The 21,519-nt window shown below is 68.0% G+C and carries 20 protein-coding genes, 1 tRNA gene and 1 pseudogene; 10 read left to right on the top strand and 12 right to left on the bottom strand.

The window, feature by feature from the left end:
* Positions 1-25: 25 nt before the first annotated feature.
* Entirely contained in the window at positions 26-784 is a 759-nt protein-coding gene (locus RIE32_12960; GenBank protein ID MEQ9097160.1) for a hypothetical protein, read from the top strand.
* A 379-nt stretch (positions 785-1,163) separates the two neighbouring features.
* On the opposite strand, the pseudogene RIE32_12955 reads toward RIE32_12960, so the two are convergent.
* The 3 genes and pseudogenes from RIE32_12955 to RIE32_12945 all read right to left on the bottom strand — a co-directional run bounded on the left by RIE32_12955 (position 1,164) and on the right by RIE32_12945 (position 2,793).
* Positions 1,164-1,304, bottom strand: a pseudogene (locus RIE32_12955) (VOC family protein).
* A gap of 28 nt (positions 1,305-1,332) precedes the next feature.
* On the bottom strand, positions 1,333-1,764 hold the full coding sequence (locus RIE32_12950) for a hypothetical protein (protein ID MEQ9097159.1): 432 nt from the start codon (positions 1,762-1,764) through the stop codon (positions 1,333-1,335).
* Between the two features lie 30 nt (positions 1,765-1,794).
* Complete coding sequence (locus tag RIE32_12945; GenBank protein ID MEQ9097158.1) at positions 1,795-2,793, bottom strand: ABC transporter substrate-binding protein; 999 nt, start codon at positions 2,791-2,793, stop codon at positions 1,795-1,797.
* Between the two features lie 216 nt (positions 2,794-3,009).
* On the opposite strand from RIE32_12945, the gene RIE32_12940 reads away from it, so the two are divergent.
* From RIE32_12940 to RIE32_12930, 3 genes are read left to right on the top strand one after another with little or no spacing between them, the layout of a single operon-like run.
* The gene (locus RIE32_12940) at positions 3,010-5,529 is read left to right on the top strand and encodes a secretin N-terminal domain-containing protein (protein MEQ9097157.1); all 2,520 of its coding nucleotides are present in this window, start codon (positions 3,010-3,012) and stop codon (positions 5,527-5,529) included.
* A gap of 3 nt (positions 5,530-5,532) precedes the next feature.
* Positions 5,533-7,218, top strand: coding sequence for an ATPase, T2SS/T4P/T4SS family (locus RIE32_12935; protein ID MEQ9097156.1), 1,686 nt, complete (start codon positions 5,533-5,535; stop codon positions 7,216-7,218).
* Positions 7,205-8,914: a mechanosensitive ion channel gene (locus RIE32_12930; GenBank protein MEQ9097155.1), complete on the top strand. Its 1,710-nt coding sequence runs from the start codon at positions 7,205-7,207 to the stop codon at positions 8,912-8,914. Before RIE32_12935 ends, RIE32_12930 begins: the two co-directional genes overlap by 14 nt.
* On the opposite strand, the gene RIE32_12925 is transcribed toward RIE32_12930, so the two are convergent.
* On the bottom strand, positions 8,911-9,204 hold the full coding sequence (locus RIE32_12925) for a hypothetical protein (protein MEQ9097154.1): 294 nt from the start codon (positions 9,202-9,204) through the stop codon (positions 8,911-8,913). The genes RIE32_12930 and RIE32_12925 overlap by 4 nt on opposite strands.
* An 81-nt stretch (positions 9,205-9,285) precedes the next feature.
* Here RIE32_12925 and RIE32_12920 point away from each other — a divergent pair, with 81 nt between their 5' ends.
* Positions 9,286-9,870, top strand: a complete 585-nt coding sequence (locus RIE32_12920) for a DUF1801 domain-containing protein (GenBank protein ID MEQ9097153.1) — start codon at positions 9,286-9,288, stop codon at positions 9,868-9,870.
* 2 nt (positions 9,871-9,872) lie between these two features.
* Here the strand turns inward: RIE32_12920 and RIE32_12915 are convergent, their stop codons facing one another.
* The 3 genes from RIE32_12915 to RIE32_12905 form a co-directional block, all read right to left on the bottom strand.
* Entirely contained in the window at positions 9,873-10,418 is a 546-nt protein-coding gene (locus RIE32_12915; GenBank protein MEQ9097152.1) for a VTT domain-containing protein, read from the bottom strand.
* A gap of 46 nt (positions 10,419-10,464) precedes the next feature.
* The gene (locus tag RIE32_12910; protein MEQ9097151.1) at positions 10,465-11,295 is read right to left on the bottom strand and encodes a DUF1206 domain-containing protein; all 831 of its coding nucleotides are present in this window, start codon (positions 11,293-11,295) and stop codon (positions 10,465-10,467) included.
* A gap of 104 nt (positions 11,296-11,399) precedes the next feature.
* Positions 11,400-12,434, bottom strand: coding sequence for a pyridoxal-phosphate dependent enzyme (locus tag RIE32_12905; protein ID MEQ9097150.1), 1,035 nt, complete (start codon positions 12,432-12,434; stop codon positions 11,400-11,402).
* A 728-nt stretch (positions 12,435-13,162) separates the two neighbouring features.
* Here RIE32_12905 and RIE32_12900 point away from each other — a divergent pair.
* Positions 13,163-15,160 carry a GC-type dockerin domain-anchored protein gene (locus RIE32_12900; GenBank protein ID MEQ9097149.1) on the top strand — a complete coding sequence of 666 codons (1,998 nt, stop codon included), beginning with the start codon at positions 13,163-13,165 and terminating at the stop codon, positions 15,158-15,160.
* Between the two features lie 3 nt (positions 15,161-15,163).
* On the opposite strand, the gene RIE32_12895 is transcribed toward RIE32_12900, so the two are convergent.
* Positions 15,164-15,367, bottom strand: coding sequence for a hypothetical protein (locus RIE32_12895; GenBank protein ID MEQ9097148.1), 204 nt, complete (start codon positions 15,365-15,367; stop codon positions 15,164-15,166).
* A 67-nt stretch (positions 15,368-15,434) separates the two neighbouring features.
* Between RIE32_12895 and RIE32_12890 the strand changes: the two genes are divergently transcribed.
* From RIE32_12890 to RIE32_12880, 3 genes are read left to right on the top strand one after another with little or no spacing between them, the layout of a single operon-like run.
* Positions 15,435-16,682 carry an aminotransferase class I/II-fold pyridoxal phosphate-dependent enzyme gene (locus tag RIE32_12890; protein MEQ9097147.1) on the top strand — a complete coding sequence of 416 codons (1,248 nt, stop codon included), beginning with the start codon at positions 15,435-15,437 and terminating at the stop codon, positions 16,680-16,682.
* A gap of 9 nt (positions 16,683-16,691) precedes the next feature.
* Positions 16,692-17,645 carry a calcium/sodium antiporter gene (locus RIE32_12885; protein ID MEQ9097146.1) on the top strand — a complete coding sequence of 318 codons (954 nt, stop codon included), beginning with the start codon at positions 16,692-16,694 and terminating at the stop codon, positions 17,643-17,645.
* Positions 17,646-17,653: 8 nt separating this feature from the next.
* The gene (locus RIE32_12880) at positions 17,654-17,926 is read left to right on the top strand and encodes a hypothetical protein (protein MEQ9097145.1); all 273 of its coding nucleotides are present in this window, start codon (positions 17,654-17,656) and stop codon (positions 17,924-17,926) included.
* Between the two features lie 54 nt (positions 17,927-17,980).
* Here the strand turns inward: RIE32_12880 and RIE32_12875 are convergent.
* The 4 genes from RIE32_12875 to RIE32_12860 all read right to left on the bottom strand — a co-directional run bounded on the left by RIE32_12875 (position 17,981) and on the right by RIE32_12860 (position 20,220).
* Positions 17,981-18,055, bottom strand: a tRNA-Ala gene (locus RIE32_12875).
* Positions 18,056-18,121: 66 nt separating this feature from the next.
* Positions 18,122-19,183, bottom strand: a complete 1,062-nt coding sequence (locus tag RIE32_12870; GenBank protein ID MEQ9097144.1) for a glycosyltransferase family 9 protein — start codon at positions 19,181-19,183, stop codon at positions 18,122-18,124.
* Positions 19,184-19,247: 64 nt separating this feature from the next.
* Positions 19,248-19,835 carry an HAD-IIIA family hydrolase gene (locus tag RIE32_12865; GenBank protein ID MEQ9097143.1) on the bottom strand — a complete coding sequence of 196 codons (588 nt, stop codon included), beginning with the start codon at positions 19,833-19,835 and terminating at the stop codon, positions 19,248-19,250.
* Positions 19,836-19,914: 79 nt separating this feature from the next.
* A complete protein-coding gene (locus tag RIE32_12860) occupies positions 19,915-20,220 on the bottom strand; it encodes a hypothetical protein (GenBank protein MEQ9097142.1) in 306 nt (101 codons plus the stop codon).
* A gap of 125 nt (positions 20,221-20,345) precedes the next feature.
* On the opposite strand from RIE32_12860, the gene queA reads away from it, so the two are divergent.
* Positions 20,346-21,494: a tRNA preQ1(34) S-adenosylmethionine ribosyltransferase-isomerase QueA gene (gene queA / locus RIE32_12855; GenBank protein MEQ9097141.1), complete on the top strand. Its 1,149-nt coding sequence runs from the start codon at positions 20,346-20,348 to the stop codon at positions 21,492-21,494.
* The last annotated feature ends 25 nt before the right edge of the window (positions 21,495-21,519 follow it).

Genomic DNA, 21,519 nt, shown 5'->3' with positions numbered 1-21,519 from the left:
CCACACGCTCGTGAGGAGCACAGCCATGAAGATCCTCGGCTTCCTCATCATCACCGCCGCCCTCGTGTTGGGCGTGTCCTTCGCGCCAACCGCGTACGTGCCGCCGCTGGACCTGCCCGACGAGCAGCTCGTCGGCCTGACGCTCAATGCGCCCGCGGGCGAGACCACGCCCGCCGAACCGCCGGCCGATCCCGCGGCCCCGGGCGAGCCCATCGCGACGGCGAACACCGAGCTGACCGCCGAACTGCTGGCCGAGCTCCGCGCCGCCGGCGTCGAGCGCGTCCGCGTCAAGGAGTTCGCCTTCGGGCGCTGGACGGGCCGGTGGTGGTTCCTGCTGGCGGTGGTCGGCCTGCTGGCGGGCGCGGCGCTCGTGCGGATGGACATGCGCCAGCGCCTGGCCGCATCACGAGAGGGCGAGGGCCTGACACCCGGCACGAACTCGCCCGAGGCCTCGCTGGCGGCGATCATCGACGCGATCGAGGGCCTGCGGCGCGACCTGCCGCACATGACCACCGAGCACGACCGCGAGGCCGCCATCATCGAGCGGCTGGGCGAGGTGCAGGCCGTGCACGTGCCGGCCTTCGTGGACACCCGTGAGCGGATCGTCTCGGCCCACGGGCTCTCGGGCTACGCGGCCATCATGGACCGCTTCGCCGCCATGGAACGCCAAGTCAACCGGGCCTGGTCGGCCGCCGCCGACGCGGTGGACGAGGAGGCCCGCGACTGCATCGAGCGTGCCTCGGCCCTGGCCGTGGAGACCCGGGCCGCCCTCGAGGGCCGCTGAGCAACGATTCACAGTCCGCGATGGACCGCCCGGCGGGCGTCCTGGTCGCCCCCGGACGCGTCCGGCCACGCCCGGCCCGTGTTCGCACGCCCCCAGAACGCGGTCCGAGCCCCTCGGAACGCTGTCCCGAGTGCCGGGACAGCGTTCCGGCGCCCCCAGAACGCGTTTGCGGGGCTCCAGGACGCGTTCGCGGCATGCCCGGACGCGTCCTCCGGGCCGTCGTCCACGCCCTCGGTCGCGGCGGGCGTTCCGAGAGCGGCTCCTGGGCCGGGGCGGGCCGCTGGCAATGCAGCCGGGATGGGCGGCGTGATGGCAGACGGGACGGGAGGCCCCCGTTGCCCGGCCGCAGCGCTGCTCGCCGAAGACCCCCCGCCGCCCCTCAGCCCCGGGGCGCCGGCTGCATGACGACGAAGGGCACACCCTCGGGGTCTCGCAGCACGGCCATCCGCTCGCCCTCGGGCAAGTCCTGCGCGGGCACCAGCACGCTCGCGCCCAGCTCGGTCGCGCGCTGCACGTGCGCCTGACGCCGGCTCGTGTTTCACTTGCTGCTACGACTGCGCCGCGACGCCGCGGAGCCAGAGCAACCCGATCGCGATCACGGCGTAGGAACCAGTGGCAAACAACAAGTACACGATGAGCCCGGGGTTTGGTCTCGGCCAGCACTTGTTGAACAGGTCAGAAAACACGCGGACGATCAGCGCATAAGCCGCGACGATGCTTGCCGGAACGGCGGCGTACCACCACGGCATCCTGTCACGCGCGAACACGTCGTCGTTCAGGAGCCACGCCAAGGCGCCAAGGCCAGCCGTCGCGGCCAACACGACCGTGAACAGCATCGCGGCCAACGCGGATCGATTCGTGCTTGATATGGCATCCGACGACTCCGCGGGCAGGTACTCGAAGCCACACTCCGGGCACACAACCCGGGACGTGGCGTCCGGGATGGCGGCGTCGTAACGGCACTTCGGGCATCGCGTCATCGCTCCAAATGGTAGTGCCGCCGGATGCGATCAAGACTCTTTCCATCGCTCCCAGGCGAACCCATCCGGCATCCGATCCTCCCGCCCATGCAACCACGCCACCAGCCACTCGAACGCGTCGACCAGCCTCGGCCCCGGCCGGTTGAAGTACTGGTTGCCGTCGACGAGCGCGACCTTGCCGTTCTGGACGGCGGGGAGCGAGCGGAACCAGTCCTGCCCGGCGATCTCGGCGGTCGCGTGGCGGGTCTGCTCGAGGTTGAGTCCGCACGGAGCGATCACGAGCGCCTCGGGGGCGGTGGCGACGAAGACCTCGGGCGGGACGGCGATGGACTTGCCCGCCACGCGCTCGCTGTGCATGGCGCCGGCCGCGGCGCCGGCGTCGTCCTTGGCGATGGTCTCGTTCAGGGGGTGCCGCCCGCCGGCGCGTTCGATGAGCTGCACCGTCCAGTGGCCGGCGATGAAGAGCGGGTCGGTCCACTCCAGGAAGCCAACAACAGGCGCATACGCGAAGCTCGGCACGATCTCCGCGGCTGCATAGAAGCGCTCACGGAGCGTGGCCACGGCGTGCGTGGCTCCGTCTTCCTTGCCGATGGCCGCACCGATCGTCAGGCAGTCGTCGTAGACCTGCTCGAGCGTGTGGGGGTCGAGGCTGATGACGGTGGGCTCGGTTCCCGTCTTCTCGCCGATGCGCCGGGCCGCCGCCTGCACTTCCGGTAAGGCGATCGAGCACACGTCGCAGAGGTTTTGCGTGAGGATGATGTCGGGCCGCAGCGACTCGAGCATCTCCGTGTCCAACTCGTACAGCGAGGACGAATCAGACAGCGTTTCGCGGACCTGCCGATCGACGTCGGCCGCCGCCCCAACGGAACCTGGACCACCGGCGTAGGCGGTCCGGGCGGCGGTCAGCACGGGCAGGTGGTCCAGGCCCTCGGGATAGTCGCACTCGTGGCTGCGGCCGACCAGCAGGTCGCCCCCGCCCACCAGGCAGAGGATCTCGGTGGCCGAGGGCAGCAGGCTGACGATTCGCATGGCGGTCGAGGCCCTCTCGATGGAGTCCGGCTGCACGATCGAGCCCCATCGGGCCGATGAGCCCCCCGATGGCCGTGCCGGTCGGCGGCTGGAAGGGCTCTGCGCGGGGCCGCGGGCCCACGCGAACGGTGGCTTCGGCGGCGCGAAGCTCATACAACCCTAGCCCCTCCCCCGAGGGCCTACAGCGGCACGAGCGGCCGGCAGGAGATTGGACCAATGCCCCAGCGGAAACCGAGCACACACGACACCCGCCCAGGCCTGCTGCTGGGCATGGCCGCCGGACTGGCGATCTCGCTCGCCACCGCCGCCGCCATGGCCCAGAACCAACCCCAGGGCAGCCCCGCCGGCGAACGCTCGCCCGCGCTCGTGCCCGAGCCGGGGGCCGAAGGCGGCGGACAGGACGGCCAGCAGGGCGGCGCGACCCAGTCCGACGAGCCGATCATCATCGGGCCCTTCGCCGAGCCCGTGCAGCTGCGCACGCTGCTGGATATCGCCGTGGCGCGCCTGGGCGTGCAGTTGGCGGTCGATACGAGCCTGACCGGCAGCGTGATGATCACCCAGGAGCTGCGCATTCCGCCCGAGCAATACCTACGGCTGCTCAACTCCTTCCTGGAGCAGAACGGCTTCGCGATGGTGCCCGGGGCCATCGACGGGTTCTACCAGGTCGTACCCAAGGCCAGCGTGCCCGCCAAGCCGGGCGGCGACCTGGCCACCACGCTGGTGATCCGCACGCCCAACACCAAGCCCAGCGTGCTCCAGCAGGCCATCGTCAGCCAGACGTCGACTGACGGCTCCCGCATCGCCGCGCTGGACGAACTGGGCGTGCTCATCGTCACCGCCTCGCCCGGCACCGCGATGGAGATCCGCGACTTGGTCAACCGCATCCTGGCCGAGCGCGACGAGCAGAAGCTGATTCCCTTCGAGTTGACGCATATCGCCGCGGGCGCAGGCCGCGACCAGGTGCTCCGCCTTGCCGGCGTGCTCGAGGATTCGGCCACCCCCGGCGTCCCCGACCCCAGGGCCCGCGGCGGCCAGCCCGAGGGCGGCGGATCGTTCGTCGCGACGGCGCTCAGCAACCTGGGCCAGCGACTCATCGTGGCGCCCTCGGGCAACCGGCTGCTCTTCCGCGGCACCGAGGACGAGGCCGACCGCGTCGCGGAGCTCATCAGCATCGTCGACGTCAAGGACGACCTCCAGCCCACGCGCTATCGCACGGGCTCGGCGACGGCCAACGTGGCGGCGCTGGCCGAGCAGCGGGGCCTGGGCAGCGTCATCCAGTTCTCGAGCATGAACGACCAGGGCGGGCTCGGCAGCTTCGGCGGCCGGCAGGGAACCCAGTTCCCCGGCCAGGCAGGTGGCTTGCAGCAGCAGCCGCAGGTGCAGGGCGGGTCGGCGATCGTGGTCGACGAGGTGGGCCAGAGCATCGTCTTCTACGGCACGCCCCAGCAGCACGAGCAGTTTGCCGCGCTGGTGAACGAGTACGACCCGGGCGACGAACAGGTGGTCATCCGCAGCTACGAGCTCGACTGGGCAAAGGCCGAAGAGGTCTCGACCCTGCTGACCGAATTGATCGAGGGCGCGTCGGCCGCGGCGACGGGAGACCTGCTTCCCGGGTCGGGCCAGACGGGCCGCCAGGCCACGGCCCGGCAGCCGCGCACGCCGGACCAGTTCGCGACGCCCGATGACGCCTTTGGCGACATCCAGAGCCCCGAGGCGTTCGTGACCTTCGACGAGGCCACCAACCAGGTCATGGTCCGAGCGCCCTTGAACATGCAGGCGGAATTCCGCCGCATCATCGAGACCATCGACAAGCGCCGCCCGCAGGTGTTCATCGAGGCCAAGATCCTAGCGGTCACCTGGACCGACGACATGCGGCTGGCCTTCGAGAGCCAGATCATCAACTCCGGCGGCAGCGATGGGCTCTTCCAGACCAACTTCGGGCTGACCGAGCCCAGCGGCGACGCGACGGACCCCAACATCGTCGATGACGGCCTGCTTGGCTTTACCTCGGCGGTCATCCGCAGCAACTACGTGCCGATCGTGATCAACGCCTTCCAGCGCAACGTGAACGGTCGCATCCTGGCCAGCCCGCAGCTGCTGGTGGACAACAACACCGAGTCGACCATCGCCAGCGTCGAGAGCCAGCCCTTCCAGACCACCAGCCAGGACGGCACCAGCACGCAGACGGGCTTTGGCGGCTTCGAGGACGCCGGTCCGCAGCTCACCGTTCGCCCACGCATCAACCCGGGCGGGTTCGTGACCCTCGAGTACGACCTGACGCTCTCGAACTTCGTGGGCTCGGGCAGCGACGGCATTCCCCCGCCCCGCCAGGAGCGGACCGTCACGAGCGAGTCGGTCACGATCCCCAGCGATTCGACGATCATCGTCGGTGGCATCACGATCGAGAACGATGGCAAGACGCAGGTCCGCGTGCCGCTCCTGGGGAGCATCCCCATCCTTGGCTACCTGTTCGCCGACACGAACTGGAACGACGCCAAGACGACCCTGTACGTATTCATCACGCCCAAGGTGCTCTACGAACCCACCATTACCGACTATGAACTGCTGACCGAGGGCCCGCGTCGCGTCGCCGAACTCGACGACGACGTGCCGGAGCTCGAGACCTTCATGCTTCGCGTCATGGTGCCCAAGGAGTTCGCCGAGGGCACGAGCGAGCGCACGCCGGCGGACGAGTACGGCATCGAGATCATCGAGCCCGAGAGCCAGGGCCTGTAAGCCATGAGCAAGCTGACCCTGCGGGGCAACAAGAGCGGCTCGAAGAAGGACGGCGCCACCGCCGATGCAATCAATGCACGTGCGTCGGGCGATGCGCTGCCCGGCGTGGCTCGGGCCCTCCGCGTTCCGCGCCTGACCGCCGACGCCTTGCGCGCGTTCCGCGAGATGCCTGGCTCGGACACCGAGCCCTGGGACATGCTCATCAGCGCGATGGCCACCGACGAGCAGAGCTCGCTCAAGCTGTTGGCCGAGCGCACCGGCCTTCCGTTCGTCGCCGAGCCCAGGCTGAACGAGAGCGCCCTGCGTTTCTACGAGTTGGTCCCCCCGAACGTGGCGCGTGAGCGGCACGTGGGCGGGGTCGAGAGCGACGGGCGCACGATGACGGTCGCCACCGCCCAGCCCATGCAGCCGGCGTTCTTCGCCCAGCTCGAAGAGCACCTGGGCATGCCGCTGCGGCTGGTGCTCACGCCCCGGGCCGTCGTGCAGAGCCTGGTCAACCGCGGCTACGAGAAGCGGCAGGACCTTGTCACCGAGATCATCGAGGAAATGCCCCTCGACGAGGGGGCTATCGCCAGCGCGGCCGGCTCGATCGGCAGCGGCAATGACCTGCTCGCGCTCGCGCGCCAGGGACCGGTCATCCGGCTGGTGAATATGATCCTCTTCGAGGCGCTGCGCCGGCGAGCGAGCGACGTCCATGTGCACCCCGAGGAGACGCGGCTCAACATCCGCCTGCGCGTCGATGGCATGCTGGTGGATGCCTTCAGCCCGCCGCTCAGTCTGGCCCCGGCGATCAGCAGCCGCCTGAAGGTCATGACCGAGCTGGACATCGCCAACCGCCACAGCCCGCAGGACGGCCAGACCACCGTCCGCGTGGGCAGCCACAAGGTCGATATCCGTCTGAGCGTCATCCCGACCGTGCACGGCGAACGCCTCGTGATGCGCTTGCTCGACCAGGGCCAGAACAAGCTGAGCCTGGACACTCTGGGGATGACCCAGGAGATGCAGCAGGAGCTCAAGGACACGGTCGACCGGCCCAACGGCATGCTGCTGGTCACCGGCCCCACCGGCTCGGGCAAGACCACCACGCTCTACTCGGCCCTGGGCATGGTCGACCGCAACTCGCGAAATGTCATGACCATCGAGGACCCGGTCGAATACCGGCTCGAAGGCATCAGTCAGATGCAGGTCAACGTCAAGCGCGGCGTCACCTTCGCCGCCGGCCTGCGCAGCCTGCTGCGGCAGGACCCCGACGTGATCCTCGTGGGCGAGGTGCGCGACCACGAAACGGCTCAGCTCGCCGTCCAGGCCAGCCTGACCGGCCACCTCGTGCTGGCGACATTGCACACCAACGATGCACCGAGCGCCATCCCTCGATTGCTGGACATCGGCATCGAGCCATTCCTGGTGACCAGTTCGCTCCTGGGCGTGATGGCCCAGCGGCTGGTGCGTCGCCTGGCGACGCCCGAGGAACGTGAGGAGACCGGCCAGACCTACAAGGGACGAATGGGCGTCTACGAACTCATGCGCATGAACGATGAGCTGCGCACCCTGACTGCCCAGCGTGCCGACGGCGTGCTGCTCATGGAAGCCGCCAAGCGCGCCGGCTTCAAGCCCATGATCGAGGACGCGAAGATGAAGGCGGCCAAGGGCATGACCGACGAGGCCGAGATCAGGCGTGTTCTCGCCTGAGACGCTGCCATCGCGTCCGGCGGCCTGGTTCCTGGCCGTGCTTCTCGCGCTGGCGAGCATGGCGCACGCCCAGTCGTCCGATTCGTCCGAGCCGGTCTACGTTCAGGATCAGATCAACCCGATGCTCGGTCGGCTCGATCCGCCGCCGGTGCTCGAGACGCCGCAGTCGGCCTTCGAGTTCTTCATGTTGGCATGCGAAGACGACGACTTCGGTCGCGCCGCGCACGCCCTCAACTTCCGGCTGAATCCGCAGGTCTCGCCCGACGAGGCCGCCCGGCTTGCCGAGCAACTCTTCTTCGTCATCAACCAGGAACTCTGGATCGACTGGGAATCGCTTCCCGATCGACCCGACGGCATGGACGACAGCGCCCCGCTGAACGGTTCAGGGCCAATGATCGGCCGGGCCCGCAAGAGCATCCCGATCGGCTCGATCGATCTCGGCAGTCGGGAAGTAACGCTGCGCCTGCAACGCGTCACCACCGACGCCCAGGGCGAGACCCCACGCTGGCTGATCTCGCCATTCACCGTCCAGCACATCGAAGCGATGTACGAAGCCCACGGCCCGGGCTGGCTGGACGATCGCATGCCCGAGTGGGCCCGCGTGCGCGGCTGGGGCGGCGTGATGGTCTGGCAACTGATCGCCATGATCCTGGCGTTCCTGCTCGCACCGGCAATGGCATGGGCCGGCACCTGGTGCCTCAAGTGGGTTCTCAAGCGAAGCCCCGTGCCATCAATTGGGATCTACGACGCGCTGCACTGGCCGGTCACGTGCTTCATCGCGGCGATCCTCATCTCGCTGGCCTTCAGCGTGGGCCTGTCGCTCCCGGGGAATATTGCGACCATCGTTGACCCGCTGGTGCTGCTCCTGATCGCCGCAACGGGCGCGTGGATCGCCATGCGCGCCATGAATTTCGTGGTCGAGAACGTCGCCAAGCGCGCCGTACGGCACTCCCACGACGACGAGGCCGCTCAGCAGAGCGTCCTGACCACGATCACCATCGTCCGACACGTGCTGATCCTCGTGATCGCGGCCGCCGCACTGGGCATCGTGCTCTCGCAACTGAGCGGCTTTCGTTCGATCGGCATCGCGCTGCTTTCCTCCGCCGGGGCCGTCGCGCTCATCGTGGGCATCGCGGGGCACGCCGTACTTGGCAACCTGATCGCCGGGCTCCAGATTGCCCTGACCCAACCCTTTACGCTCGGCGACTCGGTCTATATCGAGGACAACTACGGCACGATCGAAGATATCACGTACACCTATGTCATCGTTCGTACGTGGGACTACCGCCGCATGGTCATTCCCATCCGGTACTTCATCGCCAATTGGTTCGAGAATTGGAGCCTGCGGGACGCCTTCCTCGCCAAGCCCATCTACCTGCACGTTGACTACAGCGCCAGCATCGACGCCATTCGGCAGAAGTTCATCGAACTCGTGGAAGCCGACGAGGCGTGGGCGAGCGATCGCGACGAACCAACGGTGCTCGCCTACGAGGCCAAGGAAGAGTCACTGATCGTTCGCCTGACGTGCGCCGCCAAGAACCCCGGCACGGCTTGGGATCTGCACTGTCGGATCCGTGAGCAGATGATCGAATGGCTGCAGAAGGTCGAAGATGGTCGCTGGTTGCCGCGCCAACGCATCGACGTCGCGCGGCTGTCCCAAGACTCCGGCGACGACCCCAAGACCGAGGCCGATTAGTCACCCGTGGAAGCCCGCCTTGCCATCTCGCGGGCTTCATCGCACAGTTCGTCGAGCATGGGCTGGAGCATGTCGACCTGTTCCTGGATCGATTGCGCGACCTGCGCACCCTGATCGCCGGCATGACGCTTGAGCATGTGCATTTCCAGTTGCACGACGCCGATGACGTTCAGCATGTCGTGCCTGAGCTTGCGCAGGCGTGCATCGGGCGCCGGCGGGCTCTCGGCTTGTGATTTCGAACTGGCGTCGTGCATAGCGGTCCTTTCGAGCATCGCGACGGGGTCGATCATGGCCAGGGTGCTTGCTCAAGCGTAGCGTTTCGCAGCGTGGGCCGGGCACGATCGGCTGCTCGGCAGCAAGAGGGACCATTCATGCCAACCAAGACCGCAGCGCCGACAAACATCGCCGCATACATGAAGTCTCTTTCACCCGAGCGCCGCGAGATGGTTCAGGCCATCCGCGATGCGGTCAATGCGAACCTCGATCCGTTGTTTGAAGAGGGCATGCAGTACAACATGCCCGCCTGGTACGTGCCGCATGCGATCTATCCGGCAGGCTACCACTGTGATCCGAAGCAGCCATTGCCGTTTGCAAGCGTGGCGAGCCAGAAGAACCACGTGGGCATCTACCTGTTCTGCATCTACCAGGATTCCGAACTGCGGGACTGGTTCGTTGACGCCTGGAAGGCCACGGGCAAGAAGCTCGACATGGGCAAGAGTTGCATCCGTGTCAAGAAGCTTGAGGACGTACCGCTAGACGTGCTGAGCAAGGCGATCAAGAAGATGAAGGCCAAGCCATTCATCGCCCAGTACGACAGCGTGCGGCCCGATGGCCCGCAGGGCGTCGGCGTGAAGAAGCCAGCCGCGAAGAAGACCGCACAGCAGGTATCGATAAAGACCGTACGGAAGCCGGCGTCGAAGAAGACCGGAACAAGAACCGCGACAAGAAAGCGGTAGGGCTACACGAACAGCGACACCGCGACATAGATCGCGATGAACGCCACCGTCACACCGACGGCGATCTCGGTCTGGTGCTCCTTGAGCAACGGGCCCGCCGCCTTACCAAAGGCGAGCACGAGCACGACCAGGCCGAAGTATCGCACCCCGCGCCCGATCGCGGAGGCAAGCAGGAACATGCCGAACGAATAGCCGGTGAGGCCGGCTCCGAGATATCCCAGTTGGAATGGCACCGGCGAGACGGCGACGAAGAGTACGTACCAGAAGCCGCGATCCTCGATGCGGGCCTGCACATCGTCCATCCGGTCTTGCAGGCCCATGGCGCCAACGAACCACTCACCCACGGTTTCGTACGCCAGCAAACCGACGAAGTAGCCGAGTGAGGCGCCCAGCAGGCAGCCGGCCAGAGCGAGGGCAGCATATTTCCACGCCTTCTGCCGCTGGCTGATCATGACCGGAAGCAGCACGACCTCGAGCGGGATCGGCACGAACGTCGACTCGGCCAGCGAAGCCAGAAACACGCCCTTGCCGGCGTGCTCTGACTCCATCATCGATTCCAGCCGGCTCTTGAGACCCTTGAACACTGCAGCGCCGTCAGTTGTCTTCGATCGGCAGTTGCTTGTACCACGCGAAGATGCCGCGGGTCACCGCAAAGGCCAGCAACCCGAGTGCGACCAGGCCCAGAAGCCATGGACCGAACGGCTGCTCGCGGAGCGTCTGCAGCGCGCCGCCCAGGCCGCGGGCTTGGTCGGGATTGCTCTGCACGGCGGCTATGACCAGGAAGACGCCCACGATCAGGAACACCACGAAGCGTGCGGCAAAGCCCGCGCGCCCGGTGGGCTCGACCCACGACTTGTCCTTGGCCTTTGGAGACAGCTCGTCCATGAAGTCCGCGGTGATGGCCTTCTTGAGTTGCACGAAACCGCCGATGGCGATGCCAACGCCGATGAGCCCGACAAGCCACGTGCCGCCGGGCCAGGACATGACCTTGGCCGAGAGCCCCTGGGCACCCCCGCTGCCACCGCCACCGAACCAGCCGAAGGCGATGCTCAGCGCGTAGAACGCCAGGCCGAGTTCCATCAGCCCGCTGCCCACCCGGCCGGCACGCTTCCCCAGGCCCTTCGCATCGGTGCCGTGGTTCGCCGGGTCGGCCAGCCCCTGCCACAACCTCATCGCCGCGTACGCCGCCAGCCCGATCGCCAGGATCACCAGCAGCGCCGTGCCCCAGGCGGTGCCGGCGATCGCCGAGATCGAGCCCTTGGCCCCCTGGGCTTGCTCGCCTCCGCCGCCGAGGGCCGCGTCGATCGCGAAGACCGCGATCAGGGCGTACACCAGACCGTGTGCCGCGTACCCCAGCCGGGCGGCCATCTCGAGGCTGTTCTTGTGCTCGCTCGCCCCGTGGGCGCTCATCGTCGCGGTCGCCATGGTGGAACTCCAATCAGTTGGTAATCCCACCACGCTATCTGGCGACGGTGATCCCCCCATGAACGCGTTGTGAATCCACGCTCAGGCGCCGCGCCCCCCGCCTCTCAGAGATCCAGCGAGCCCAGGTCAACGTTGCCCCCGCTCAGGATGACGCCGATGCGACGCCCGGCGACCGCGCCCGGCTCATCGTGCGCGAGCCGGAGCAGGCCAGCGACGCCTAGGGCGCCCGAGGGCTCGACGACCAGCTTGAACCGCTCCAGGCACAGCCGCATCGCCGCGAGGATCTCGTCTTCCTCGACCGTCACGAAGCGGTCGACGCTGGCGAGCACCAGCGGGAAGGTGTAGCGACCCAGCGATGGCGTGCGCGTCCCGTCGGCGATGGTGTCGGGGTTGCGCACCGCGTGCAGCACGCCGCTTCGGAAGCTCCGCGCCGCGTCGTCGGCGGCCGCGGGCTCGACGCCGATCACCTGGCAGCCGGGGTTCACGGCCCTGGCCGCGATCGCCGAGCCGCTGAGCAAGCCCCCGCCGCCGCAGGGGGTCAGCAGCAGGTCCAGCTCGCCAACCTCCTCGAACAGTTCGAGCGCCGCCGTCCCCTGGCCGGCGATGACGTGCGGGTGGTCGTAGGGCGGGATGATCGTCAGCCCCTCGGCCTGTGCGATCGCGCCGCCGACCTCCTCGCGGACCTGCGTCGCCGGGTCGTACTGGACGATCCTCGACTGCCCGTGTCCCCGCCGGACCTCCCGCTGGGTTGCCTCCAGCTTGATCCTCGGCGCGTTGCTCGGCATGACGATCACGGTCGGGACGCCAAGGTCCGCCCCAGCGCGAGCAATCGCCTGGGCGTGGTTGCCGCTGCTGTACGTCAGCACCCCGCGCGTACCCGGCTCCAGTTGCAGCAAGGCATTCGTCGCCCCGCGCAGCTTGAAGGCCCCGGTGTGCTGCAGGCCCTCGCACTTGAGGAAGACCCGGGCCGGCGCGCCCTTCAGTTGGCGGGCCAGCACGTCGTCCAGCGGCGTGCGGTCGAGCACCGGCGTCCGCCGCACGCGGCCGGCGATGCGCTCGGCCGCCGCGCGCACGTCTTCGAAGGTGACGGCATCGGCCAGGGACATGTCCGGCTTCGATCCCTCATGGGTCACGGGCATGCCCGAGGATACGCTGGCGCGCACGAAAAAGGCCGGCGCTCCGAGGAGCGCCGGCCGTTGGGATACGCGTCCTGTGCTTCCGCAGGAGCCGTTCCCGCGCGACTACCGCGCGGTCCGGACCCCGTCGGGTCCGTCGTCAGCGCAGTAATCCGTCGTTGGACTCCATCACGAAGTCCTGACTGAGATTCATCACTGGACCACCTCCTTTGTGCACGGGCCCCTTCGGGCCGACCCGCCCGGCCGCCATGGTGCTTGCCCTTCAGGGTTGAAGCAACACCACCGCCGGACTCTTCCCCCGGGATCGACACCCCGGGCACACCGCCTGACCGACGTACACCGGCCAGTCGCCGCGGCCGCTCTCGCCGGAAGGCACGGGCCTTGGTCCCGTGCCCCGCGGCGTGCGCTTCGCGGAAGCATGTGCTTGTACGCTGAGTCGGTGACGCGGGTTCCCGACGGCATCCGGTACTGGGCAATCGGCAAGAGAAAGGGGCGAACCACGCCATGGGTCCGCGATCCCGCCCGAAATCCCGTCCACATCCAGAGACGCCCTCATAGCTCTACCAACTTCCCTATCGGACTCCTGTGGATCCGCCGTCTGCAGCGGGACGAACCGTCGGTATGTCGAGTATGCATTCTAACGATGTGCGTCGGTGCTCGACCGACAACGCTCGATGGCTTCACGCCCGGTCCCTGGATCCGTTCGTACAGCCATAGAAGGGGAGAGAGACATGCCGCAATTCCCAACCGCACCAGCGATCCGTGCGCGCACGCCGCTCGCTCTGATGGCCGTCGCTGGCATGGGGGCCTTCGCCGCCGCCCCGTCCTCTTTCGCACAGAGCACTTTCCAGTGGGCCAACCCCGTCGATGGCGATTTCGCCGTCGCCAGCAATTGGCTGCCAATGGCCGTGCCGGGGTCGATGGACACTGCTGTGCTTGCCGGCTTCGGACCGTACTCGGTGACCGTCAGTGCGCCGACGCCGGTTGGCGAAATTCTGCTGGAGAATCGCGAAGCGTCACTGCTGATCCGGCCCGGCGCATCGCTCACCGTTGGCGGGCTGAGGGGCGCAGGGGAGCTGCGCATCAGCGACGGCACGAGCACCAGCAGCGCCGAATTGCTGGTTGAGGACAGCGCGACCATCGACATAAGCATCCGCCTTGGCGGAACGAGGACGGACCGGGCCCGGATCCGCGGGCTCGGCTCGTCGCACACCCTCGGCCGCAACGCGGTGATCACCGCCGCGAGCGGGGAGAGCGGCTCCATCGTCGGGCCGTGGACCAGCCAGGCGACGATCATCAAGGATGGGCCCGGCACGCTGAACGCCAGCGGGCTGGACATCATCGGCGGTACGCTGCGCAGCACCGACGGCGGGCTGCTGATCCTCGGCAACGCGACCGTAACCGGCGCGACCTTCGAGGTCGAGCCCGATTCCCGGTTCGTGACCAACCAGGGCACGGTCGTCTCGGCCTCGACCTTCGAGGGCGAGTTCACGATCCGCGGCGGGCAGGACATCACATTCGGCGGCGGCGTCTTCCTGACAGACGGCCTGATCATCAACGACCCCGGCGGCAGCGGCAATGCCCGGCTCTTCGTCGAGGATCGCGTGACGCTGAGCGGCCCCATCCGGCTGGAAGGCGCAACCACGGGCGGGCAGATCATCGGGCTGGGCGACGAGCATTTCCTGGGGCCCGATGCGGTCATCACCGGCGAGCGCGGGGCGATCGTCGGGCCGTGGACCAGCGAGGCGACGATCATCAAGGATGGGCCGGGCGGCTTCGGCCTCTCGGGCCTCAACATCGTCGGCGGCACGCTGCACGCCAGCAACGGCGGGCGGCTGGACATCGCCGGCGCCACGATCATCAACGCCACCATCGAGGCCGGGCCGGGCGGCAGCTTCCGCACGACGCGCGACACCACCGTGTCGGACACCACCATCGTGGGCGATTACACCCTCGTGAGCGGCCAGCGCCTCACGTTCGACTTCGGCGTGCAGGTACAGGACAGCCTGACGATCAACGCGCCCGGCGTCGCCGCCGCGACCCAGCTCTACGTCGTGAACGGCGTGACGCTCAACTTCCCGATCCGCCTGGCGGGCACCGAGGGCAGCGAGATCATCGGGCTCGGCGACACCCACGCGCTCGGGCCCGACGCGATCATCACGGGCGCCAACGGCAAGCTCAGCGGCTCGTGGACCACCGGGGCAACGATCTCCCCGGGCGACGCGACCAGCCCCGTTGGCCTTGTCGAATTCACCGGGCCCGCGCTCACGCTCACGCCGCGCTCGCGCCTCCAGATCGACCTGGCGGGAACCGGCGAGGACCAGTTCGACCGCCTCGAGGGCGCCGAGGTCTTCCCCGATCCCGTCACCGCCGTCATCGAGCTCGACGGCAGCCTCGAGGTCGGCTTCGCCCACGACTACGCGCCCGATGGCCGCGACCGCTTCGAGATCATCCGCGCGGCGGCCGTCGGCGGCACGTTCGCCAGCACGAGCATCGAGCCGGTGGGCGCAATCGGCCCCGCGCACGTCGTGTACACGGGCGACTCGGTCCTGATCGTCATCTGCGCCGCCGACCGCGACGGCGATGGCGAATTGACCATCTTCGACTTCCTCGAGTACCAGAACCAGTTCGACGCGGGCGACGCACGGGCCGACCTGGACGGCGACGGCGAGCTGACGATCTTCGACTTTCTGGTGTTCCAGAATCGATTCGACGCCGGCTGCCCATAGCTACTACTCCAGCTCGTCGAACGCCCCCTTCTTCGCCTCCTCGTCCAGGTACTTCTGGAACTCGCCGGTCTTGTAGCTGATGAAGCAGAAGGCGTGGTGCAGGGTGACCCACTCGAGGTCGGCGGGGTCCTTGTCCAGGTCCTGGCGCAGGCGGTTGAGCTCGGCGAGGAGCTTCTCGGCGCGGATGGTCTTGGGGGCTTCGGACATGCAGGGGCTCTCCTTAGGAAGCGGTACGCGGGGCACGGCGAATCTCCCACCCTACGATGCCCGCGCCATGACAGCCACCGACCCCGCCGCCTCCCCCACCACCCCCACGCTTGCCAGCATCCAGTCTCAGCGCCTCGCCGCGCTGCCCACGTACCTCTTCCACCGCCTGGACAAGGCCAAGGCCGACTACCGCGCCCGCGGACCGGGCGAGCCCCTGATCGACCTGGGCGTGGGCGACCCCGACCGGCCAACCCCGGACTTCATCGTCAGCGCCCTGCGCCAGGCCGTGAAGGACCCCACGACCCACCGCTACCCCGCCAGCAAGGGCAGCGAGAAGTTCCGCGAGGCGGCCGCCCGGTTCATGGAGCGGCGCTTCGGCGTGCAGGTCGACGCCGACCGGCACGTGCTGGCGTGCATCGGCTCCAAGGAGGGCATCGCCCACCTGCCCCTGGCGGTCGTCGACCCCGGGCGGGCGGTCCTGTGCCCGAGCCTGGGCTACCCGGTGTACCACGCCGGGGCGATCCTGGCCGATGCCAAGCCGGTGAGCATGCCCATGCGGGCCGCCAGCGGGTGGACGCCCCTGTGGGAGGAGGTCGCGCCCGCCGACGTCGAGAACGCGGCGCTGATGTGGGTGAACTATCCGAACAACCCCACCGGCGCATCGGTGCCGCTGGACTTCTATTCGCAGGCGGCGACGTTCGCCCGCGACAACGGCATCATCCTGGCCAGCGACCAGGCGTACAGCGAGCTCTACTACGAAAAGGACACGCCCGACAGCCTGTGGAAGGCGGACGGGACGGACATCGAGCGCGACCCCTTCATCGAGTTCCACAGCCTGAGCAAGGGCTTCAACATGACCGGCTGGCGCATCGGCTTCGCCGTCGGGAACCAGGCGGTGATCGATGCGCTGGCCAAGGCCAAGGGCCCCATCGACAGCGGCGCGTTCACGGCCGTGCAGGAAGCCGGCATCGTGGCGCTGGAGAACTACGACCACGACGACATGGACGCCCTGCGGGCCATGTACGTGCAGCGCCTCGACGCGACCATGGAGGGCGTGAAGAAGATCGGTGCCAGGGCCGAGCGGCCCAGGGCGGGGCTGTTCGTGTGGGCCCAGTGCCCGGCGGGCAAGGGCGGCGCGCCCATGGAGAGCTGGGACTTCGCCATGCGCTGCATCGACGAGGCCGGCGTGAGCCTGGTGCCCGGGGCGGGCTTCGGTGAGGACGGAAAATTCTGGTTCCGCATCGCCATGACCGTGGAGGCCGAAAGAATCGCCGAGGCGTTCGACCGCGTGGCGAAGATCGACTGGGGCAAGTAGGGCCCGCCGATGTCGACCATCTTCCCGATCGTCCTCTCACTGGGCCTGCTGACCATGGGCGCCGAGATGCTGGTGCGCTCGTCGGCCGGCCTGGCCCGGCGCATCGGCATCTCGCCCTTCGTCATCGGCGCCATCATCGTGGGCTTCGGCACCAGCACGCCCGAGCTGAGCGCCTCGACCGTCGCCGCCCTGCGCGGGGCCAGCGACATCGCCGTGGGCAACGTCGTGGGCTCGAACATCTTCAACGTCGCCGTGGTGCTGGGCGTGGCGGCGGTGATCCGGCCGATCAAGACCGACCCCAGGGCCATCCGCTTCGACCTGGCCGTCGCCATCGCGGTCAGCGTGATCCCCTGGCTCTCGATGCTCGCCGGCGGTGAGTTGCCGCGGTGGATGGGCGGGCTCATGTTGCTGGGTCTGGCGGCCTTCGTCGTGCGATCGTTCCGGCACGGCAAGGTGGACGACGCCGAGACCAAGCTGGGCGAGGCCATGGCCGAGGAAGTCGAGCCGGGCCGGAGCCTGGTCTTGGGAATCATCGGCAGCATCGCCGGCCTGGTGCTTCTGGTGGGCGGCGCGAAGATGCTGGTCGACGCGTCGGTCGAGATCGCCCGGGCCGCGGGGCTGAGCGAGCTGGTCATCGGCCTGACGATCGTGGCGGTGGGCACCTCTCTGCCCGAGCTGGTCACCAGCGTGGTGGCGGCCCTCAAGGGTCACGCCGAGCTGGCCCTTGGCAACGTGCTGGGTTCGAACATCTTCAACCTGCTGGGCATCCTGGGCGTCGCAACGATCATCACGCCACAGGGAATTGCCCCCCAGACGCTCTGGCTCGATACGCCGCTGATGCTGGGCCTGGTCCTGGCGCTGGCCGTCTTCGCCTCCACCGGCAAGCGGATCAGCCGGGGCGAGGGGGCGGTGCTCGTGTGCCTGTGGGTGGTGTACGTAGGCGTGCTGCTGGCGATGGCGTAGGCTCGCTCATGCGAACCGTCGCGATGCTGCTAGTGGTGGGAGCGATGAGCGTCTCGGGCTGCCAAACGGCCGAGCCGCTACCCGAGGTGATGACCGACGCCCAGTGGGACGCCAGGCTCGACGAACTCGACCAGTGGCGAGTCGCCCAGACCGAGGCCTGCGGCGACGACGTCGAGTGCAAGATGGCCGTGATGGACGAGTACATGGAGCGCATCGATGCGCTCTTCGAGGAACGGCTGGCCCAGACCCAGGCGCGTTGGGACGCCCAGCGGCGACGTTAACGCCATTCCATCGGCCCAAGACAAAACCGGGCCCAAACGGACCCGGCTGTCGAGTGGAGGCGACCGGACTCGAACCGACGACCTCTTCCATGCCATGGAAGCGCTCTACCAAAACTGAGCTACGCCCCCGACAGTTGCCTGATTGTCGCCCGGACCGGCTAGGGCCGCCCGTGCAGGGCCACGATAGTAACAGCCTCAGTGCCCCGTGGCCAGTCCACCATCATCGGCTTGCGCGCGATCCCGGTTGAGGACCGCATCGACGGCCCGCTGGACGCGGTCGAGGGTAATCCGCTCAACGTTGCTCCGCTGGGGATCGTCGTTGGCCGTCTGGCCCTCGGGAAGGTCCGGATCCGCCAGAACCAGACGCTCGCCCGCCGGTGCGGGGATCGTGGTCCAGCGGTGATCGGTCGGCCCGAACAGGCTCACAACGGGCACGCCCAGCGCCGCAGCCATGTGTCGGGGTCCGGTGTCGTTGGTCACCATCAGTTGCGCCCGGGCGAGGACACCCTTCAGCGAGCCGAGCGAACCGCCGTGCTCGGCCAGGCTCGGGGGCCCGCACGCGGCGCTGGACCTGACCGCCGCCGCGATCTCGGCTTCGGCGGGCGAGGCGTTCACGACGCTGTGCAGGCCGTGGGCCTCAAGCAGCCAGTCGGCCAATTGGCCAAACCGATCGGCGGGCCACCGCTTCGCGGGGTTGTTGCCCCCGGGGTTCAGCACCGCGAGGGGCGCCTCGGATCGCACGCCCGCGCTTTCCAGGACCTGCGCTGCCCTCTGCTCGTCATCGGTGGTGACGGAGAGTTCGAGGCGGCACCCTGCGGGCAATGGATCGATGGGCGCCCTTGCATCGACGGTTCGATCAGCCAGGACATCGAGCAGGGCCTGCGCGGCGTGGTAGTAGTACGCCGCGGCGGGAACCACGGCCCACCCCCCACCGGGACGTCGGGGTACGGCGAGGCGATGCGTCAGCAGCACGCCCCGACCGTCGCGCTCATAGCCCAGGCGGAGCGGTACGCCGGCAATGCGAGTGGCGAGTGCCGTGGAGAACGAGTTCGTGAGCAACAGCGCTGCGCGATAGCGTCTGGGCCTGAGCTGCGCTGCAACGCGCTTGGGTCCCAGGACACCGGTCATGGGTGCGACGTGCACTTCGTCGAGCGTTTCCAGTCCGGCCAGCACCTGATCGACGCCCGGGCGGCATATGGCACCGATGTACCACCCCGGAAGCGTCTGACGGATCAACCGCAGCGCAGGGGTCGCCATCACGGCGTCACCCACCCAGGACGGCAGAACGATCAACAGTCGCCGGTCCCCGTGGAACAATTGGTTATCCATGTGCTCCCGCCGTGCGTTGCGAAATCACTTCCATCGCCTGACCAAGTCCGAACTTCACCCCTACTTTGAGGCAACGCTCCGGAGGCAGCCCCGCCGCAACGCCCGCCTGCACGTCTCGGGGTGCATCGCCCACCATCCACGAGCGCTTCAGATCAAGGCCAAACAGGTCCGCAGCAGCCAACAGCATTCCCGGCTGGGGCTTCCGCCAGGCATGCTCCCGCCGCAAACTCATTGGCCCGATTCCCTGCGGATGGAACGGGCAGGCCAGGCACGCCTCGATGCCCGGTCCGAGCAATTCGATGGTGCGTCGGCACGTCGCTTCCACCTGCTCGAGCGTGGCTCCGCCGCGGGCAGCGACGCCCTGATTCGTGACAATGATCACGGCGTAGCCCAACCGCACAGCGCATTGGCACGCCTCTCTGGCGCCGGGCAGCGGGCGAACCCACGCTGGATCGGCCAGGTCGCCGGCCTTGCCGGCCATGGCTTCGGCGGGCAGCGTCCGGTTTTCGATAAGCGTGTCGTCGCGGTCGAAGAAGACCGCGGGCCTGGCGCAACCTGACCCCCGTTTCGAGGTTGGCAATGGGCGAATTTCGGGCGGGAAGACAACCACCGGCCCAGTTTAGCCGGGCAAGCCTGAAAGGCTTCAGTTCTCTGACGAGTCAGATCGTCACGTCGATGATCGAGCCGATCGGCAGCAACTGCTGGATCGTGATCTGTGGCGTCGCGCGGATAGGAAGGTCGTAGGCCGCGGGGATCGGACGGACCTCGCCGAGCGTCGGCCTATCGGCCTGCGAGGCGGCCGGGGCGCTGCATCCGTGGCGGCAACCCTCCCCTTCGGTGGCCACGACGCTGCGTCGCCCGGCCGCCCGCTCGATCTGTTCAGCGCGGTTGATTCGGGCAAGAAACTCGCCGAATCGGAGCGGCTGAGAAGCCGCCGCATCGAAGCCGCTCGTGCTATGGACCACGCCTGACACGCTGAACACCTTGAAACCGGCATGCCAGCCCACTACTGGCTAAAGGCCCGATAATATCGTCCCTGTCGCCATTGCAATGCTGTCAGGCCGGGGCGTCAGGGCGCGAAGCCGATGCAATGATGCCGCCTCGCAACATCACGGCGTTGCGTGAGGGCGACATGCTGCGAACTCGAGACCTCGAATACCACCTGCCACGCGAACTGATCGCGACCACGCCGGCCGAGCCGCGGGACAGCGCCCGGCTGCTCGTGGTGCGTGGTCAGGCCGAGCCGGAACACGCGACGTTCCGGGACCTGCCTGCGTTTCTCGATCGGGGAGACCGAGTGGTGGTGAACACGAGCCGGGTCATACCCGCCAGGCTCGTCGGTCGGCGGGACGACACGGGCGGCAAGGTCGAGGGCCTGTTCCTGGCGTTCGGACCGGAGATCGGGCAGTGGCTGTGCATGGTCAAGGCAAGGCGTTTCAGGGCCGGGGCGCGGATCACGCTGCATGGACGCGATGGCAGCCCATCGCCCCACGCCATCGAACTGATCGAACGCTCTGGCGAGATCCCCGGGGCGTGGGTCGTCGCGCTCGCGGGGAGCGACCGGGACGACCCCGATCAATTCAAGGCAGCAAGCATGGCCGTGCTGGCCGATGTTGGGCACGTTCCGCTGCCGCCATACATACGCAGCGCACGACGTGAGGGCGGCCAGGCCGATGAATGGGGAGAGGACGTCGACCGCTACCAGACCGTCTACGCCGACCCCGCCTCGTCCGGTTCGGTCGCAGCCCCCACCGCTGGGCTGCACTTCACGCCCTCAGTGCTGCAAGCCCTATCCAAGCTCGGTGTGGTCCGCCGGGACGTAACCCTGCATGTAGGTGCGGGAACGTTCCGGGAGGTCGAAACCGAGATCGTCGAAGACCATCCAATGCATCGCGAGTTATGCTTCGCCTCAGCCGACGTGATCAGCGATCTCCGGGCGGCTCGTCAAAAGGGAAGCCGCGTGATTGCCGTAGGGACAACGGCGGCTCGAACCCTCGAAGCAAGTGCCGCGATCGCGGGCGAGTGGATCGAGACCGATCTGCTCATTACGCCGGGATTCGAATGGCAATTGGTCAACGGCTTGATCACCAACTTCCACCTGCCCCGTTCCACGCTCATGGCCATGGTGGCCGCCCTGCTGCCGGGCGGACTGGAGCAGTTGCAAGCGGTGTATGCCGCGGCCATCGCAGCCCGGTACCGGTTCTACTCGTACGGCGACGCCATGCTGGTGCTGCCGTGATCCGCCCGCGTGAAATCTCCGCGTC

Source organism: Phycisphaerales bacterium (genome assembly GCA_040221175.1).
Taxonomy (GTDB): Bacteria; Planctomycetota; Phycisphaerae; order Phycisphaerales; family UBA1924; genus JAHCJI01.
Note: the sequence above shows the minus strand (reverse complement) of the source record. Positions and strands in the feature narration are given on the sequence as shown.